Origin of the sequence: Acinetobacter sp. Marseille-Q1623 (assembly GCF_902809895.1) — a bacterium.
Classification (GTDB): domain Bacteria; phylum Pseudomonadota; class Gammaproteobacteria; order Pseudomonadales; family Moraxellaceae; genus Acinetobacter; species Acinetobacter piscicola_A.
Map to the genome: position 1 here is coordinate 439,133 of NZ_CADDWG010000002.1, position 16,564 is coordinate 455,696.

General features: G+C 39.5%; 14 protein-coding genes and 2 tRNA genes. 8 read left to right on the top strand and 8 right to left on the bottom strand.

Annotated features, from left to right (window positions below; genetic code table 11):
- Window positions 1–58: 58 nt before the first annotated feature.
- Window positions 59–2,440, bottom strand: coding sequence for a Tex family protein (locus HUV91_RS14750; RefSeq protein WP_174493892.1), 2,382 nt, complete (start codon window positions 2,438–2,440; stop codon window positions 59–61).
- 618 nt (window positions 2,441–3,058) lie between these two features.
- Here HUV91_RS14750 and ompR point away from each other — a divergent pair.
- The 3 genes from ompR to HUV91_RS14765 all read left to right on the top strand — a co-directional run bounded on the left by ompR (window position 3,059) and on the right by HUV91_RS14765 (window position 7,387).
- Window positions 3,059–3,823, top strand: coding sequence for a two-component system response regulator OmpR (gene ompR / locus HUV91_RS14755; RefSeq protein ID WP_111858908.1), 765 nt, complete (start codon window positions 3,059–3,061; stop codon window positions 3,821–3,823).
- A gap of 377 nt (window positions 3,824–4,200) precedes the next feature.
- Window positions 4,201–5,661: an ATP-binding protein gene (locus HUV91_RS14760; RefSeq protein WP_130072296.1), complete on the top strand. Its 1,461-nt coding sequence runs from the start codon at window positions 4,201–4,203 to the stop codon at window positions 5,659–5,661.
- A gap of 205 nt (window positions 5,662–5,866) precedes the next feature.
- On the top strand, window positions 5,867–7,387 hold the full coding sequence (locus tag HUV91_RS14765; RefSeq protein WP_174493893.1) for an acetyl-CoA hydrolase/transferase family protein: 1,521 nt from the start codon (window positions 5,867–5,869) through the stop codon (window positions 7,385–7,387).
- A 137-nt stretch (window positions 7,388–7,524) separates the two neighbouring features.
- On the opposite strand, the gene HUV91_RS14770 is transcribed toward HUV91_RS14765, so the two are convergent.
- Window positions 7,525–9,171, bottom strand: a complete 1,647-nt coding sequence (locus tag HUV91_RS14770) for a GMC family oxidoreductase (RefSeq protein ID WP_174493894.1) — start codon at window positions 9,169–9,171, stop codon at window positions 7,525–7,527.
- Between the two features lie 211 nt (window positions 9,172–9,382).
- Here HUV91_RS14770 and HUV91_RS14775 point away from each other — a divergent pair, with 211 nt between their 5' ends.
- Window positions 9,383–9,802 carry a GNAT family acetyltransferase gene (locus HUV91_RS14775; protein WP_174493895.1) on the top strand — a complete coding sequence of 140 codons (420 nt, stop codon included), beginning with the start codon at window positions 9,383–9,385 and terminating at the stop codon, window positions 9,800–9,802.
- A gap of 124 nt (window positions 9,803–9,926) precedes the next feature.
- Here the strand turns inward: HUV91_RS14775 and HUV91_RS14780 are convergent, their stop codons facing one another.
- The 5 genes from HUV91_RS14780 to HUV91_RS14800 all read right to left on the bottom strand — a co-directional run bounded on the left by HUV91_RS14780 (window position 9,927) and on the right by HUV91_RS14800 (window position 13,068).
- Window positions 9,927–11,198, bottom strand: coding sequence for an OmpP1/FadL family transporter (locus HUV91_RS14780; protein ID WP_174493896.1), 1,272 nt, complete (start codon window positions 11,196–11,198; stop codon window positions 9,927–9,929).
- A gap of 85 nt (window positions 11,199–11,283) precedes the next feature.
- Window positions 11,284–12,045 carry a class I SAM-dependent methyltransferase gene (locus tag HUV91_RS14785; protein ID WP_174493897.1) on the bottom strand — a complete coding sequence of 254 codons (762 nt, stop codon included), beginning with the start codon at window positions 12,043–12,045 and terminating at the stop codon, window positions 11,284–11,286.
- A gap of 206 nt (window positions 12,046–12,251) precedes the next feature.
- Window positions 12,252–12,327 (bottom strand) — tRNA-Phe (locus tag HUV91_RS14790).
- Window positions 12,328–12,463: 136 nt separating this feature from the next.
- A tRNA-Phe gene (locus tag HUV91_RS14795) sits at window positions 12,464–12,539 on the bottom strand.
- A 151-nt stretch (window positions 12,540–12,690) separates the two neighbouring features.
- Window positions 12,691–13,068 carry a GNAT family N-acetyltransferase gene (locus HUV91_RS14800; protein WP_130072301.1) on the bottom strand — a complete coding sequence of 126 codons (378 nt, stop codon included), beginning with the start codon at window positions 13,066–13,068 and terminating at the stop codon, window positions 12,691–12,693.
- A 103-nt stretch (window positions 13,069–13,171) separates the two neighbouring features.
- Here HUV91_RS14800 and hisB point away from each other — a divergent pair, with 103 nt between their 5' ends.
- The 3 genes from hisB (at window position 13,172) to HUV91_RS14815 (ending at window position 15,125) form a co-directional block, all read left to right on the top strand.
- Complete coding sequence (hisB, locus tag HUV91_RS14805) at window positions 13,172–13,765, top strand: imidazoleglycerol-phosphate dehydratase HisB (RefSeq protein ID WP_130072302.1); 594 nt, start codon at window positions 13,172–13,174, stop codon at window positions 13,763–13,765.
- A complete protein-coding gene (hisH, locus tag HUV91_RS14810) occupies window positions 13,765–14,382 on the top strand; it encodes an imidazole glycerol phosphate synthase subunit HisH (protein ID WP_174493898.1) in 618 nt (205 codons plus the stop codon). The genes hisB and hisH overlap by 1 nt, the downstream gene beginning before the upstream one ends.
- A gap of 182 nt (window positions 14,383–14,564) precedes the next feature.
- Window positions 14,565–15,125, top strand: a complete 561-nt coding sequence (locus HUV91_RS14815; RefSeq protein WP_174493899.1) for a DUF805 domain-containing protein — start codon at window positions 14,565–14,567, stop codon at window positions 15,123–15,125.
- Window positions 15,126–15,327: 202 nt separating this feature from the next.
- On the opposite strand, the gene HUV91_RS14820 is transcribed toward HUV91_RS14815, so the two are convergent.
- Window positions 15,328–15,750, bottom strand: coding sequence for a transcriptional regulator (locus HUV91_RS14820; protein ID WP_174493900.1), 423 nt, complete (start codon window positions 15,748–15,750; stop codon window positions 15,328–15,330).
- Window positions 15,751–15,838: 88 nt separating this feature from the next.
- Between HUV91_RS14820 and HUV91_RS14825 the strand changes: the two genes are divergently transcribed.
- Window positions 15,839–16,513 carry a 3'-5' exonuclease gene (locus HUV91_RS14825; RefSeq protein ID WP_174493901.1) on the top strand — a complete coding sequence of 225 codons (675 nt, stop codon included), beginning with the start codon at window positions 15,839–15,841 and terminating at the stop codon, window positions 16,511–16,513.
- Window positions 16,514–16,564: the final 51 nt, after the last annotated feature.

Here is a 16,564-nt window from a genome sequence, read left to right on the forward strand (position 1 = left end):
TTACTAAGCCATAAAAAAACCGCCTTTTGGCGGTTTTTTTATTTCACAAGATTCAAACTTATTTTGAACCTTTAATCCCTGCTTGTAATAACAACGCACCTAAACCACCGATTTTATTTTCTTGTGGTTTCGCAGCTTGCGGTTTCTTGTCTTGACGTGGTTTGTCTTTATGGTCATGACGATGATGCGGACGATCACCTTGTGGGCGTTTGCCTTGAGGTTTGCGCTCACCACGTTGTTCGCCATGGGCATTATTGAACTCACGTTTTTGACGTGGTGCTTTTGCAGGTGCTTCTGAACCCTCAGGACGCATTGACAAATTCACACGATTACGCTCAGCATCTACAGTCAATACACGCACTTGTACGATTTGACCTGGACGAACCACTTTATGTGGATCAGATACAAATTCATTTGCCAATTCAGAGATATGCACTAAGCCATCTTGATGCACACCCACATCCACGAATGCACCAAAGTTAGTGACATTGGTAATGACACCTTCAAGTTGCATACCTTCTGCAAGCTGACCCACTTCAGTAATATCATCACGGAATTTTGCTGTACGGAATTCAGGACGTGGATCACGACCTGGTTTTTCAAGTTCGCTCAAGACGTCTTGAATGGTTGGTAAACCAAATTTGTCATCTGCAAAATCTTCTGCTTTAACTTGGCGAATGATTTCGGTATTACCAATAATATCTTTCACTGTGGTTGCTTTCGCTTCCACAATTCTGTTCACCAAACCATATGATTCAGGGTGTACAGCCGAAGCGTCTAGCGGCTCTGAGCCGTCCTGAATCCGCAAGAAACCTGCAGCTTGTTCAAAGGTACGCTCACCCAAACGAGGTACATTTTTCAAGGCTTGACGGTTGTCAAAACGACCATTTTCTTTACGGAAATCGACAATTTGCTGTGCAATCGCTTTGTTTAAACCCGCGATATAACCCAAGATCGCAGCAGATGCCGTATTGACATCAACACCCACAGAGTTCACACAGTCTTCAACAACCGCTTCAAGGGTTTTTGCCAAACCTGTTTGGTTAACATCGTGTTGGTACTGACCCACACCAATTGATTTTGGATCAATTTTCACAAGCTCTGCTAACGGGTCTTGCAAACGACGTGCAATTGAAACTGCACCACGAATCGACACATCTAAATCAGGCAACTCATTCGATGCCAATTCAGAAGCTGAATACACCGATGCACCTGCTTCAGATACAGTTACACGAGTCAATTTCAAGTCAGAATTTGCAGTCATCATCTCTGCGATCACCGCTTCTGTTTCACGGCTTGCAGTACCATTACCAATGGCAATCAGGTCAACATTGAATTCACGGCATAGACGTGCAAGTTCAGTGATTGAACCTTCTTTATCTTCTTTTGGTGCAAATGGATAAATGACACTGTGTGCAACGACGTCACCAGACTCATTCACAACTGCAAGTTTTACACCTGTGCGAATGCCAGGGTCTACACCCAAAGTACAACGCGAACCCGCAGGTGCAGAAAGTAACAAATGACGTAAGTTTTCAGCAAATACATTCATCGCTTCTGCTTCAGCAGCAAGACGTTTTTCTGTCAATAATGAATGTTCAATCGTCGGACGTACTTTACCGAGCCAGAATAATTTTGCAGTTTGTTTTAAGAAATCCTGTCGAGTCTGTGGTTGTACCGTTTCAAGATCATATTCAGTTTCAATACGTGCCAATGGTGCATCATCTTGCCCATCAACTTTTAAGCCCAAGACATTTTCTTGACGACCACGTAACATTGCCAATAAACGATGTGAAGGGACTTTATTTAAATTTTCAGAGAAATCGAAGTAATCACGGAATTTTTTACCGACTTCTTTTTTCTCATCACTTGCGACTAGACTTTTAAGGACTGCTGTTTTGGCAAATGTTGCTTTTAACTCAGTCGTTAACGCAATATTTTGTGCCCAATCGTCAATAATGATGTGTTGAATTGCATCCAGCTGGCTGTCAAGATCTGCATAGTCTTCATGGCTAAAGCCTGCTAATGCTTCTGTAGGGTCAACATTTTCACTGAGAATTTTCTCAGCAATCGGACCTAAACCTGCTTCTTTCGCTTTAAACGACTTACTGGTACGTTTTGGACGATAAGGCGCATAAATTTCTTCTAATGCATTTTTTGTTTCCGCAGCGTTCACACGTGCAAGTAAGTCATCAGAAAGTTTGTCTTGTTCTTTCAGTGATTCGATCACTTTTTCACGGCGCTCATACAAATCACGTAAATATGTTAAGCGTGTATCGAGTTGGCGTAACTGCGCGTCGTCTAAGCCTTGCGTCACTTCTTTACGGTAACGTGCGATAAATGGAACACTGGCACCTTCATCAATCAGTTGAATGGCAGCTTCTACTTGGTTTGGACGTACGGCAAGCTCACTTGCCAACTGCTGAACTACGTCAGTCATCGTATTTAATTCCACAAGGATAAGGACTAAAAGTTAGTGATTATAAAGACCAAGACCATAAAATCCACAATTGTTTTGCAATTTTCCAATGAAAAAAATGATAAAAGTATAGATTTAGTCAGTTTTCACGCCCTATTTAAGCAAAATAAGGCTTGAAAAAATGATGTTTTATCCCCATCTACTTTAAAAGAAGCCAAGTTCTAAGCTGTGTTAAAGCTTTGTTTATCAAGTCTCAACGTATATTCCTAGATGATTTTTGATTTTTAAAATGACAAATCATGCCGTATCTCCATAACGCCTTTTTACAAAACGTTGTTTTTTGATAAATACTCAAAAATGTTCAAGCAAATGTAAAAAATGAGGTTTTCTTGAGTCTTGCCAACATTTTATAAAATTTAGCCAAACCATTTACATTCACGAAAATTTTATTTGCATATCAAGCACTTTTTTACGTATAAACAAATGAAGCTCACAATGATTGATAGATGTTGTTATTTGGTTTCAAATCGGGCTTAAAATTGTAATTTTGAGCAAATTGATACATAGTCTTAACAAGAACTTAGGCATTATACTGAGATATACCAATATTTATAATTGATAACATTAAGGGAGTGCATCATGAGTTTGGTTGTACCTGCTGAAAATACTGATGTCGTACAAAACGAAACTGACCGAGTCGAACGCATTTTAGTGGTCGATGATGATGTACGTTTGCGTACCCTTTTGCAGCGCTTTTTGGAAGATAAAGGCTTTGTGGTTAAAACTGCCCACGATGCCACCCAAATGGATCGTTTATTACAACGTGAATTATTTTCACTGATTGTGCTCGATTTTATGCTGCCTGTAGAAGACGGTTTAAGCATTTGTCGTCGTTTACGTCAGTCTAATATCGACACCCCGATCATTATGCTCACAGCACGTGGCAGCGATTCTGACCGTATTGCTGGCTTAGAAGCGGGCGCGGATGACTATTTACCAAAACCATTTAATCCAAATGAATTATTGGCACGTATCCGTGCAGTACTGCGCCGTCAAGTGCGTGAAGTACCTGGTGCACCAAGTCAAAACGTAGAAGTTGTGTCATTTGGTCCATGGTCATTAGATTTATCTACACGTACCCTAACCCGTGAAGGTCAAGTGGTGACATTAACTACGGGTGAATTTGCCGTGCTTAAGGCATTGGTCCAACATCCACGTGAACCTTTGACTCGCGATAAATTGATGAATCTTGCCCGTGGTCGTGAATGGGGGGCAATGGAGCGTTCTATTGATGTGCAAGTCTCACGTTTACGCCGCTTGATTGAAGAAAATCCTGCTCGTGCACGTTATATTCAGACGGTTTGGGGTGTGGGTTATGTCTTCGTTCCAGATGGTGCTGAATAAGTCACTCTAATTCATTGCTATGAATCTGTTTAAAAAAGTGCTGATCATCTTCTCTAGCTTGAATATCATCAGCATTTTTTGCTTTTAGATTGATCCATTTCCACCTATAACAATCATGATAGTTTTGCATTTGATCAACTTTTTCCCATTAGCCCATGACTTTTATTTAGCTTAAGCACTTTGATTTTATTTAATAAGTTAATTTTGACCAATCTGATTGCTATTATTTTAAGTTGAGGTTTAGATCATTTCAATCTTGCTATTGGCGATCAGCAACGGCTTAAACGCGCATAAGCGAACATTTTTGAGCTTGACCTAAACGCCACGTACATTACACTGAAATCAATCAAAATATTGCACAGCATGGGAATGCCTCTGTGAAATTAGACCCAATCGATCCACAAGCTTTTTCTGAATTTTCTGCTTATCAAGAAAAGAAACGTACGCCTTGGGAACGCTTTCTTGACAAAATCAAGCCGCGTTCTGCAGCCATGCGTACCACGGTTTTGGTTTTATTTGTGGTATTTTTCAGTTTATTTATGTCTTTATGGTTCTTTTGGAAAACCTTATATTTACCTGAAATTCAACAACATGCACGCTTTTTAGCCGTTGAATTAGAAATGGTAAATAATCCACGCTTGCAAATTTATCATGATGAGGTTCAACTTGATATTGATGAATGGCTCAAACAACGTGTAGGTGTCGAATACATTACAGACCCAAATGAATATCCGAATGTAAAAGATAAAATCATTGCAGATTTCTTTACCAATCGCATTGAGCATCAACTCGCTCAAGAACTTGGCCTCAAAGATGTAACCGTTTACTTCCAATTTAAGCCTAGCCCACGGATTTGGGTGCAAACCCCTGAAATGAATGGCAACTGGGTTCGTGAACCCCTAAAAACGTATGCCAACTATAGTCCTGAGCTGATTTTGGGTTGGTTATTGGGCGTTCCATTGATTGCTGCAGCCATTATTTTAACCTTGGTGAGACAGCTCAATCGCCCATTACGCCGGTTGCAAAATGCGGCAAATAATTATAGTAAAACAGGAAAAGCGCCCTATCTCGAAACCAATCATGGACCACAAGAAATTCGTGAGGTAAATCAAGCATTTAACCATATGATTTACACTTTAGAGCAAACTGAACGTGATCGCCAAATCATGCTCGCAGGGATTTCTCATGACTTACGCACTCCACTGACCCGTATCCGTCTCAGTGCTGAAATGATGCCTGATGAAGACTTTTTAAAAGAGGGCTTAATTTATGATGTTGAGGATATGGATGCGATTTTGAACCAATTTATTTCCTATATGCGAGATGGTTCTGATGAAGAATTACAAGAAACTGATATTAATAGCCTGTTGCAAGAGCTAAGTATTCAGTTTAAACCTCTCGATATTCGCTTCACCCCTCAAGAAATTCCGAAAATTTCAGCTCGATCCTTATCTTTAAAACGTCTGATTGGTAACTTGATTAATAACTCAAAACGCTACGGTGCTGAACCGATTGAACTTGCAGCATATGTAGAAGATGAGAAAATTAAAATCAGTGTGTCTGATCATGGTGAAGGGATTCCTGAAGACCAAATTGCAGATCTCATGCAACCTTTTGTACGTGGCAATGCCGCAAGAACTGTTCAAGGCAGTGGCTTAGGTTTAGCAATCGTGAAACGAATTGTTGACATTCACCAAGGTGAATTACAGATTCACAATCGTTCTGAAGGTGGTCTACAAGCAATTATTTCCTTACCTATTTCATCACCAGAGCCAGAAGAAAATATCGTAAATAATCCAATTCAAAAGATTAAGCAAACATTGAGTGATCGTTTTTAACTATTGCTCAATAAACAAACACTTAGCTTTGTTTGTTTTCCGAACAGCGACTATTATTTCCTTGCGAAATAACAACTTAAAAACCATCATTAAATTTTATACCCACATTTAGTGAAAAAATTAGACCTTAGCATTAGAGGCATGCACAATTTACTTTTAGGGCGGTACAATCCGTCTAGTTTTGAACAAGAATTGAGCGTAAACCATGTCTTTAGATCGTATTCGTTTAGCATCACTGCACAATAAAGTGATGAGCGCAGAACAAGCAGCCACCTTTATCCAAGATGGCATGACTGTTGGGATGAGTGGTTTTACCCGTGCAGGTGAAGCGAAAGCTGTACCTTTAGCACTCGTAGCACAAGCGGAAAAAAATCCGTTAAAAATCACCTTAATCACAGGCGCAAGTCTGGGTAACGATCTTGACAAAAAATTGACGGAAGCTGGCGTTTTAGCACGTCGTTTACCTTTCCAAGTCGATAACACACTACGTAAAGCCATCAACAAAGGCGAAGTGATGTTCATCGATCAACACTTGTCTGAAACTGTTGAGCAAATGCGTAATCTTCAGTTGAAAAAACCTGATGTGGCTGTGATTGAAGCTGTTGCAATCACTGAAGATGGCGGCATCATCCCAACAACATCTGTGGGTAACTCTGCTAGCTTTGCTATTTTTGCTGAAAAAGTGATTGTTGAAATCAACACCAATTTAAGCCCTGCTTTCGAAGGCTTACACGATATTTATATTCCAACCTATCGCCCAACACGTCAGCCAATTCCATTGACTCACGTAGATGAACGCATTGGTACACCTGCAATCAATATCGACCCTTCAAAAATTGTAGGTATTGTATTTAATAATGATTTGCATGACTCTCCATCTACTGTGACTCAACCAGATGACGAGACTCAAGGCATTGCAAACCACTTGATTGCTTTCTTTGAAAAAGAAGTGGCTGAAGGTCGTCTACCAAAAGACTTAGGTCCATTACAAGCAGGGATCGGTTCGATTGCCAATGCAGTATTAACAGGTCTTAAAGAATCTAACTTCGAAGACTTAGTGATGTATTCAGAAGTACTACAAGACTGTACTTTTGAATTAATCGATGCAGGCAAAATGAAATTTGCTTCAGGTTCGTCGATTACGCTTTCTGCTAAATATGGCGAAAAAGTATTTAATAACCTTGAACAATACAAAGACAAACTGGTATTACGTCCACAGGAAATTTCAAACCATCCTGAATTGGTTCGTCGTTTAGGCATCATCGGGATCAACACTGCTCTTGAGTTTGATATTTACGGCAACGTAAACTCGACGCATGTATGTGGTACAAAAATGATGAACGGGATCGGGGGTTCAGGTGACTTCGCACGTAATGCGCACCTTGCAATTTTCGTAACCAAATCGATTGCAAAAGGTGGCGACATTTCTTCTGTTGTCCCATTTGCTTCTCACGTTGACCATGCAGAACATGACGTTGACATCCTTGTGACTGAACAAGGTCTTGCAGACTTACGTGGTTTAGCGCCTCGTGAACGTGCTCGTGCCATCATCGATAACTGTGCGCACCCAATGTACCGTGATGCATTGAATGATTACTTTGATCGTGCATGTGAAAAAGGTGGTCAAACTCCTCACATTCTCCGTGAAGCACTTTCTTGGCACTCTAACTTTGAAGAAACAGGTCATATGTTGACTGCACAAACTCAAGAGAAAAAATCTGCTTAAGATGTTGAATTTTGAGTTGAAATAAGAAACGCCCGTGAGGGCGTTTTTTATTGCACAAATGGGAGATAATTGATATGCCCCTCTCTCTAACTCTCTCCCAAAGGGAGAGAGGACTTTTCAATATTGATCAATCTCAATCATGCAACTTCACCGACCCGTACTTTCTTGTCAATAAACGCGACACTCGCCTGATCCTGACGAATCATCGCGACGGCTTTTTCAGCAATCATGATTGCAGGCGCATTGGTATTGCCATTGACCACCGTTGGCATAATCGAGGCATCGACCACTCGCAAGTTTTGAATGCCATAAACACGCAGACGTGCATCGACAACCGCCATATCACCTACCCCCATCTTACAACTTCCGACAGGATGATATACCGTATCTGAACGCTCTCTGAGAATATGGCGAATCTCTTCATCCGTTTGCACATCCGCAGTGAATAAATCTTTTTTAATGATGTCTTTAAAAGCATTCGACTGCATCAATTTTTGAGTCAGCTTGAATCCTTTGACCATTTCCTCTAAGTCAGACTCATCATCATAAAAATTAGGATCAATCAATAATGGATCATCAATACTCGCCCCACTGATTTTAATCGTGCCGCGGCTTTTTGGATTTAACAAACACACATGGCAGGAAATCCCATGTCCCATATGCATAGTCCGCGCATGATTATCGACAAGTGCCACGACAAAATGTAGCTGCAAATTCGGTAAAGTTTGTTCAGGCGAACTTTTTAAAAAACCGCCACACTCAGCAAAATTAGTACTAATAAGCCCCTTGCGTTCCTTACGATAACGCTGAATTTGCCCCCATAAATCTATAGAACCTTTCAAGGACAAACCAAAAGTACCCGGGATTGCATCGACTTTATAACCAAAAATAAAGTCAGGATGATCGTGAAAATTTTTACCCACACCCGGCAAATGCTTTTTCACTTCAATGCCATGTTCCATCAACTCATGCTGATCACCCACCCCTGACAACATCAAAATCTGTGGGGATTGCATCGCACCTGCACTCAGTAACACTTCACGGCGTGCATAGATTTGCTTCACTTGTCCCGCTTGTTTATATTCCACACCGACAGCGACACCATTTTCAATCAAAATCCGTTGGGTCTGGGCATGAGTTTCAACTGTTAAATTTTTACGTTCACGATGCGGAAATAAATACGCCCGTGCCGAACTACAACGCTCACCATGAATATGCGTGACCTGATAAACGCCTAAGCCCTCTTGTTCTGCACCATTAAAATCATCTAAAATTTTATAGCCTTGCTCTTTTGCCGCAGCCAAATAGCGTGCTTGTAAAGGATTTTCACTTTGTAAATCGGTAACAGATAATGGACCATCATTGCCATGATAGGCATTGTGAATACGCTGATTATTCTCAGATTTTATAAAATAGGGCAAGACATCCTGATACGACCATCCCTCATTACCCAAGGCTGCCCAATGATCATAATCCTGTGCATTGCCACGGATATACACCATGGCATTAATCGCAGATGAACCCCCTAAACACTTACCACGGGGCTGATAGCCCTTGCGTCCATTCAGTCCTTTTTGGGGTACTGTTTCAAATGCCCAATTATTGATTTTTGTGGGAATGCTGATCACCGCTGCACAGGGCACTTCAATTTTCCAGCCATCACCGCCGCCACCAACTTCAAGTAAACAGACCGAGACATTTGGGTCTTCCGATAAACGCCCAGCCAAGACACAGCCTGAGCTCCCCCCACCAATGATGATGTAATCAAATTCCATTTTATTCACGTGATATCCTTGTTGTTTTAAATTTACGCTTTTTTTCATTATGCACATATTTGCTGTTTAAAGAATCATTTCAGCCGAACAATTCAACAATTATGATGATGTGCAACAATAATTTTTCGATTCAATTGTATAAAAATCACACTTATCATTGCCTGAATTTTCGATTAATCTGTAGCAAATAACATTTAAAAACAAGAGGTCAGTACACCTTATGTTTATGATTCGTCAGTTTCAGGAAAATGATCTGGAAAATGTCATCGCCCTTTGGGAGCTCTGCGATTTAACCCGTCCGTGGAATAATCCTGAAATTGATATTTTTCGTAAAACAGCGCAGCAAGATGGTTTGTTTTTATTGGCTGTCAAAGATGAGCAACTCATTGCAACCGTCATGGGTGGCTATGATGGGCATCGTGGTTGGGTAAATTATTTAGCGGTTCACCCACAGGCACAGCGCAATGGTGTCGCAACCGCACTGATTCAACAATTGGAAAAACGTTTAATCGCACTCGGATGCCCAAAACTTCAGCTTTTGATTCGTAAAGAAAATATTGATGTACAAAGTTTTTATGAACAATTGGGCTATGAGGAAATTGAGGTGGTCTGTTTAGGCAAACGTTTGATTCAGGATTGAAAAATAAAGAGGGTATTTCAAAAAAATCCTCACTCTAACCCGCTCCTTTTAAAAGGAGAGGGAACTTTCATTACAAATTAGATGAGATTCAAGCTCAATATAATGAATAGCTTAAACACAACCCCTAAAACTTATATCCATAAGACACACCAAGTATATCCTGACTCATTTGCAGCTTCGCTTCACCCCCACCAAATGCCGGTGAAATCGGACCTTTTACTTCATCCTCCAAAGCATGTGTATATGCCACACTAATTTCCTGATGCGGATCAATATTATACGTCGCACCTACGCTCAGATGATCACGCACCACACCCGGAGCTAGCACATTTAAAAACACTTCACTGTCCCGAATCGGTTGATCATTATGGCTATAGCCTGCACGTAAAGTCAGCTTAGGATGTGCCTGATAGCTCACACCAACTTTATAGACATTGATATCATCCCAACCAAAACCAGGACCGTTGTCCGAACCAAAGACATGACCTTGTTGTAACTGTGCAACATCAAATGAATGACCAACAGAGTCGACATCTGAATAATTAATTCGCTGTACATCCGCTGCTACAGTTAACTTCGGTGTGACTTTGACGGCTGCACCAATACCATAACTTTCAGGCACATCAAAATCACCTTGTTCTGCAAATAAACCCTGATATTTTTTAAAGCGATCTGCATTGATTTTAGATGAATAACTTGCCCCTAAAGTTAAACGATCATCAAAAAACTGTCCCGTCCAACCAATGCGTGCACCAATGCCAGTTGCATCATCTTTACCACGATTACTTAAATTTTGACCATCTTGAGAATAACCGGCAAAAGCCCCTATACCTCTAGCTTCAAAACGCTGATATAGAATATTGGTCGCTACACCAATCGATTGATTTTTTGCATATTTCCATGAAACTGCAGGTGAAATAAAGACTTGGGTCAAATCGACACCAGCAGTGCCCTGATTGCCAAATGCCGCATACGGATTTTGCTTATAGCCCGTATTCATGCCGCCATTTCCATAAATCGCAAGACCCAAAGCCACCTGATCATTCACTTGATGATTCACAGCCAATTCAGGTAAAACAAAATACTGGCGCCCATTGCCATCGTAATTACCATTGGCATTGGGATAACCTTGAGGCATTTGATTGCCGCTGATTTGAGCAGAACGGTCAGGAGAAAAAATGGTTGCCCCGACATCGACACGATCACCCATCCAACTTAAACCCGCAGGGTTATTGGCAATGGTCAAAGCATCCTGAAATTGTGCAATTGAAGTTCCAGCATTGCCTTGTGCTTTTACGCCATAGCCATGCATAAAATAACCTGTTGTTGCATACGCCGTAGAACTTAATAAAGATACAAATAAAGCTAACGGTAATAGTTGATATGTAGCTTTCATGATTCATCTTATCTAACAATAATATATTTCTTAGTATATTGTTGAAGGTATATCTTGTAATCAAAAATAAATTAACATGTTTATTCTATTTTTTCATAAAGCGTTTTTTCTTTAATGTTTTTAATTTCCCTATTCTCAAGTAAACAGGAAACTCTACAACCAAATCTTCATTTTCAACATTGAGTACTTCAGCCAAATCAACCAATGGATGATCTTGATTTTTTTCACAATAATGTTTTACTGCTGACCATGTCGATAAATATTTCAACAATTGTGCAGCCGACCATTGATATTGAATGTTAAATGCACAGATCGCTATTTCTTCAAATGGAAAAGGAATCGTTTTGTACTCCTCATCAATATAATGACGCTCAGTATCCCAATAACCTTTTAATTTTTCGAAATAAAGTGTTTGAATCTGCTGCTGAACCTTATCCTGCTGCACACAAATCATACCATAACCAATGACCGCAAGTACCCCTGTAGGCTTCAGCGTGCGATAAACTTCTTTATAAAATTTTTCAAAATCAAACCAATGGATCGCCTGTGCAACAGTAATTAAATCAAAGCTCTTATCTACAAAAGAAGTTTGTTCTGACGCTTGTACCTGATAACTAACATTTTCAAAATAAGGGGCGAATTGTAATTGATTGGCACTTATATCTGTTGCCACAATATGATCAAAATAAGGGGCAAGCAATTGGGTAAATTGTCCTGATCCCGCACCTGCATCCCAAGCAAAATTTTTCACAGGTACATATTGTAATATTTCCTGCAATACCTCTTGCGGGTAACTTGGTCGAGCTTGTTGATAAAGTTGACTGTCTTTTGAAAATAGATCTTTCATTTTTTTAATATGTGATATATTTCTCATTTTATTAATATACGCATAATTTGGTGAGATACAAATTATATTGTCTAACAAGATAAAGCTTTATTGTCGCGTTCATCTTCAAATAAAAAGATATCGTGATGATGAAACCAGTTCAAAACTTTTCTAAAAATTTTAAACAAAAAAAAGCTCTAAATTTATATTTAGAGCTTTTTTAAATATGGTGGCGAGACCCAGGATCGAACTGGGGACACACGGATTTTCAATCCGTTGCTCTACCGACTGAGCTATCACGCCGATGGGGTGTATTAAGCCGTATCTGAATAAATTAGTCAATATAAATCATTACTTTTTTATTCATTCGAGTAAATTTTGCTCAAAAAAAATCTCTGATGGGATCAGAGATTGAAATCGTAAATACGGTTTTTAAATATGGTGGCGAGACCCAGGATCGAACTGGGGACACACGGATTTTCAATCCGTTGCTCTACCTACTGAGCTATCACGCCGATGGAGCGTATTAAACAGTTTAATGCTTTTGCCGTCAAGTCTTGAATGAAAAAATTGATTCAATAGTCTATTTTTACAGCAATATGACCATGTGTATTTAGAAACAATAAAAAAGCAGCCAATAGAGCTGCTTTTCATAAAATACACAAATTAGAGTTTATCGATGTGTGCCAAACACCGATGGATTGCACCACAGCCTGGTTCAAATTTCTTCACACCCTTCTCTTCTTCAAGGCGGCACGCTTCTTCCACTAAGCGTTCTGCAACACCACGCCCACGATTTGCTGGATGTACCACAATATTTTCTAAGGTTTTGCTTTCACCTTGACCCGTACACCAAATTGCACCAATAATTTTGGTATTAAATTCTGCAACGTAAAGTAGGGTATACTGAGCTAAGTTTTGCTCAAGTTGTTCAATGGCATCTTTACCATCGGCAAATTCTGGACTAGTGTCGTAGAGGCGCTCAAGTTGATTACGAACTTCGTCATTTTCAAGTGAAGTTTTAGCATGTACGGTTATAGGCATTGATTAACCCTCCTGAGCAATCTAATATGCTGTCACTTTCGTCACAGCGAAACATCTTTTACATCAAACTTTTAATTTTTGACGTTTTTTGAGGAACGTGTCTATGGCACAACGTATCAGTGAAGTGGTAAGAAACACCAACGAAACCAAAATTCGAGTTCGAGTGAATCTTGATGGTACAGGTCAAGGCACGCTCAATACAGGTGTTCCATTTTTAGACCATATGATTGATCAAATCAAGCGTCATGGTTTATTTGACATTGATATTCACTGTGATGGTGACTTAGAAATCGACGATCACCACACTGTGGAAGATTGCGGAATCACTTTAGGACAGGCGTTTGCCCAAGCACTCGGCGATAAAAAAGGCTTAAAACGTTATGGTCATTTTTATGCACCGCTAGATGAATCTTTAAGCCGTGTTGTCGTGGACTTGTCTGGTCGTCCGGGTTTATGGATGGATATTCCATTTACACGTGCGCGCATTGGTACATTCGATGTCGATTTATTCTCTGAGTTTTTCCAAGGCTTTGTGAATCACGCACTGATGACGCTACATATTGACAATTTAAAAGGCAAAAATAGCCATCACCAAATTGAAAGTGTATTTAAAGCATTTGCGCGTGCACTGCGTATGGCATGTGAAATTGACCCACGTGCTGAAGATAAAGTCGCTTCTACGAAAGGAACATTGTAATGACCCGTATTGCCCTCCTTGACTATGGCATGGGAAATCTTCACTCAGCAGCAAAAGCACTTGAACATGTCGGTGCAACGGTGGATGTGACCAATGATCCCAAGCTGATTGCTCAAGCAGATAAAATTGTATTCCCAGGCGTAGGTGCAATGCGCGACTGTATGCAAGGCATGCGTGAAGCAGGGATTGATGAAGTCGTACGTCATGCTGTATTTAACAAACCTGTGCTTGCGATTTGTGTCGGTATGCAAGCTTTGATGCAATCTTCAGAAGAAAATGGTGGTACTGAGGCTTTAGGTATCTTTGCAGGTTCTGTAAAGCATTTTCCTGAAATTGAAAATTTAAAAGTTCCACATATGGGTTGGAACCAAGTGCATCAAGCTGATCCTTCTCATCCAATGTGGAAAGATATTGATCAGGATGCGCGTTTCTATTTCGTGCACAGTTATTATGTAGAACCCAAAGATCAAAACTTAGTGGCTGCGACTTGTGATTATGGCTTAGAGTTCTGTACAGCTATCCATAAAGAAAACTTGTTCGCAACCCAGTTCCATCCTGAAAAAAGTCATACAGCAGGTTTGCAATTGCTCAAAAACTTTGTGGAATGGGATATTTAAAGTTGAGCCCATTTGAGCTGAGCCAATATCATTTGGCTCAGCTTGAGTCATGATTTAATCTAAAAATTAAAATCTTAATTTGATTTATTTTCTTTTTTGTTTAACATTTAATCAAATTTAAAACAAAACATACGTTTAAATTTTAATAAATACATTTTCTAACCATCTCAATTGAGTAAAAAATGAACAATAATATTCAATCTAGCGACTCGGGTCTGAGCGCAAATGGACGCTTTGGGCGTTTATCCTATCTTGCTTGGAATATGCTACTCGGCTTCTTTTTGATGTTTTGCGGTGTTCTCGCTGCATTCATCGTACCGAATATGATGGCAAATATGTCCTATGGCGCAAGTCCATCACTTGGCTTTTTTGTACCCATCATTTTGATTTATATCATTCTGCTTTATTTTACTTATATTTTTGCGATACGTCGTTTGCATGATCTCAATAAAACAGGTTGGCTGTCATTGGTGTTATTAATACCCTTGATCGGGATATTTTTTTGGATTTATATTTCCTGTGCCAAAGGCGATGAAGGCAATAATAATTATGGTGCGCCTCGCCTAACGCGTGGCTGGGAAAAAGTTTTAGGCTGGATTTATATCATTATGATTCCACTCAGCCTTATTTTAACGGTTGCTGTTGCGATTCCTGCTTATCAGAGTTATGTCAAAAATGCAGAAGCGATGCGTATGCAGATGGAACAAATGCAACTAGAACAAACATCTGAATATTCAGAATAATACTGCGTCAGCATCAATATTTTTCATTTGAATATCAATCAAGCCAATGCATTTGACTTGATTGATATACTTATAACATTGGGTCTGAATTTCAAAAATTGCACATCACACAGGTCTGCCAATTTTTTATCATCATTCAAAGATACTACGTGATACCGATTCTATTTTTCTTTAATCAATGATCACTTAAAGCCTTCAGCGCTTAATGATTTGACTCATTTTTCGTCACAAAGCCGCCTTCTAAAGGCTCTACACTAATTTTAATTTCCGCTTTTAAGTTTAAAGCTGCATAACGGTCTTTGATTTCTCCCATCAGCTGCTCCATGGTGGCTTGGCTTAAATCTACTTCAGATGCAACATAAGCTTTATTGACCAAATCAGCCTGATCTTGTTGGTTTTGTTGTTTTATTTCACTGTTCCAACGCTCAGTCATACCCACCAAACGCGCCAATTCAATTAAACTTTGCGCACTAGAAGGTGTTGAGTGTTGCAACCATTTGCTCATCGTGCCTTTAGAGCTTTCTAAAATATTCACAATGTCAGTGGCTTTAATATTTTTGTCCTGAATCAACTGCTTTAAACGTTTTGCGCCTTCAATTAAAAGATCATCCTCTTTTTCAGCCATGACCTATCCTCCCAATTACTCACCTCACAAAGCTACCACCTTTTATCTAAGTTTGTTATAACAATACGATGAATTTTTAATGTGCTGAATGTCTGTGGAACTGCCTATTTCTGCTTTGCCAAGCAAAGAATACATCCAAAGTTTGCCTCGTTTTCAAAATATTGCATTGGAAAATATTGTGGTGATCAACACAGTTCAACAATGCCAAAACATCGAAGCGGAGCTTAAAATCGCAGCGATTTTGGGTTTTGACAGTGAGTCTAAGCCCACCTTTCATAAAGATGATGTACAAACAGGACCACATTTAATTCAGTTAGCAACCTTTGAAAAAGCCTATTTATTTCAAGTTTCAGATGAAATTCTAAATTTTTTAAAACCTGTTTTTGAAAATAAAGATCAAATCAAAGTGGGGTTTGGTCTCAAAAATGATGCACATTTGTTTCGAAAAAAAGGGATTGAGCTATACAGCATCATTGAACTCTCTAAATGTTTTAAAAGTTTTGGTTTCAATAATCCTGTGGGCATTAAAAATGCCATGGCATTGTTATTTAAAGTCAATTTTCCTAAAAGCAAATCGGTCAGCACCTCAAATTGGGCTCGAAAAACCTTAACCACGCCACAAATTGAATATGCTGCAGCCGATGCTTATGCAGCTGTGTTGATTTTTGAGGAATTGCTGCGTTTAGGCTTATTACCAACAAGCATTCCCAATACTTCACTAAAATTAAGAATTCGCCCGAATAAAGCGAAAACTATCACTTAGAAAATGATCAAGTTTTTGCTAAGATGAGCCTCAATAAATTTTGATGAGATT